This window comes from Mesorhizobium sp. M7A.F.Ca.US.010.02.1.1 (assembly GCF_004023085.1).
Classification (GTDB): domain Bacteria; phylum Pseudomonadota; class Alphaproteobacteria; order Rhizobiales; family Rhizobiaceae; genus Mesorhizobium.
Map to the genome: position 1 here is coordinate 1 of NZ_RZRV01000100.1, position 1,535 is coordinate 1,535.

1 protein-coding gene and 1 pseudogene are annotated in these 1,535 nt (G+C 62.3%); both read left to right on the forward strand.

The window, feature by feature from the left end; all coding sequences use genetic code 11:
- Positions 1-94, forward strand: a pseudogene (locus tag EOA19_RS36620) (IS110 family transposase); the annotation flags it as partial.
- A 290-nt stretch (positions 95-384) separates the two neighbouring features.
- Complete coding sequence (locus EOA19_RS34880) at positions 385-1,476, forward strand: Gfo/Idh/MocA family oxidoreductase (RefSeq protein WP_128306114.1); 1,092 nt, start codon at positions 385-387, stop codon at positions 1,474-1,476.
- The last annotated feature ends 59 nt before the right edge of the window (positions 1,477-1,535 follow it).

Consider the following 1,535-nt stretch of genomic DNA (forward strand, 5'->3'; position numbering starts at 1 on the left):
AATGGTCATCCGCATGGCGCTGGCGCGAAAACTCCTCGTCATTCTCAATGCAAAAGCACGCGATGCGCGCATGGAGTTCGCCAATGCAACTTGACACCACAGATAGTCGCTCATTGCCCTGCCGGGCTCCTTTCCTCTCCCTCCGGAGGGGGGAGAGGTGGCGCCGCGAAGCGGCGACGGAGTGGGGGAAGGTGTTCGCCAAACGCGCAGTCGCCGCAAGACAGGCACAATCCGACGCGCAAGAAATATTAGGCGGGCGGCGAAGGTCGACCCCCACTCCGTCGAGCTGCGCTCGACACCTCTCCCCCGATCGACGGGGGAGAGGAAGGGCAGTGAGCGGCGGCGCTGATCGCCGTCCACATTTCAATCAATTGGGAGGCAGCGGTGTCCGACAAGGTTAAAGTGCTGGTGGTGGGGCTCGGCAATATGGGTGCGTCGCATGCCAGCGCGTATCACCGGCTCGACGGTTTTCAGATCGTAGGCATCATGAGCCGCTCGATCAAGAGCAACACGAAGATATCAGGAGAATTAGCCGGCTACCCACTCTACGAGGATTTCGACCAGGCGCTGAAGGAGACCAGGCCGGACGCCGTCTCGATCAATAGCTGGCCGAACACCCATGCCGAATATGCGCTGAAGGCAATCGCCGCCAACTGCCATGTGTTCATGGAAAAGCCGCTCGCCACCAACAATGAGGATGCCGAGAAGGTTGTCGCGGCGGCGCGCGCCAAGAACCGCAAGCTGGTGCTCGGCTATATCTTGCGCGTCCACCCGTCATGGATCAAGTTCATCGAGGTCGGCAAGACGCTCGGCAAGCCGCTGGTGATGCGGCTCAACCTCAACCAGCAGAGCAGCGGCAGCGCCTGGCACTGGCACAAGAACCTGATCGATTCGCTGATCCCGATCGTCGATTGCGGCGTCCACTATGTCGACGTCATGTGCCAGCTGACCGGCGCCAAACCGGTGCGCGTGCATGGCATCGGCGCCAAGCTCTGGGCGGAGGCCGACAAGCAGAATTACGGCCATCTGCACGTCACCTTCGATGACGGTTCGGTCGGCTGGTACGAAGCCGGCTGGGGTCCGATGATGAGCGAGACGGCCTATTTCGTGAAGGACGTGGTCGGCCCCAAGGGCGCGGTGTCGATCGTCGCCGGACAGCAGGCGAGCAGCGCCGCCGACACCGCCGAGGTGTCGAACTCCGCCGACATCGACCGCCACACCAAGACCGACGCGCTGAAGATCCACTATGCCGCTGTCGATGGCGACAAGAATTTCTCCAAGCCCGACGAGATCGTCAGCATGGAGGACGAGCCCGGCCACCAGGAACTCTGCGACCGCGAGCAGGCCTTCTTCCTGCGCGCCATCCGCGAGGATCTCGACCTGACCGAGCAGATGGATGCAGCGGTCAACAGCCTGCGCATCGTGCTCGCCGCCGAACAGAGCATCGCGCTCGGGCGGACCATCGACCTGGCCTGACGCAATTCCCGTCTCCCCGTCCCCATTCGAGGCTGTCGCATATGGATTCTGGCGAAGAA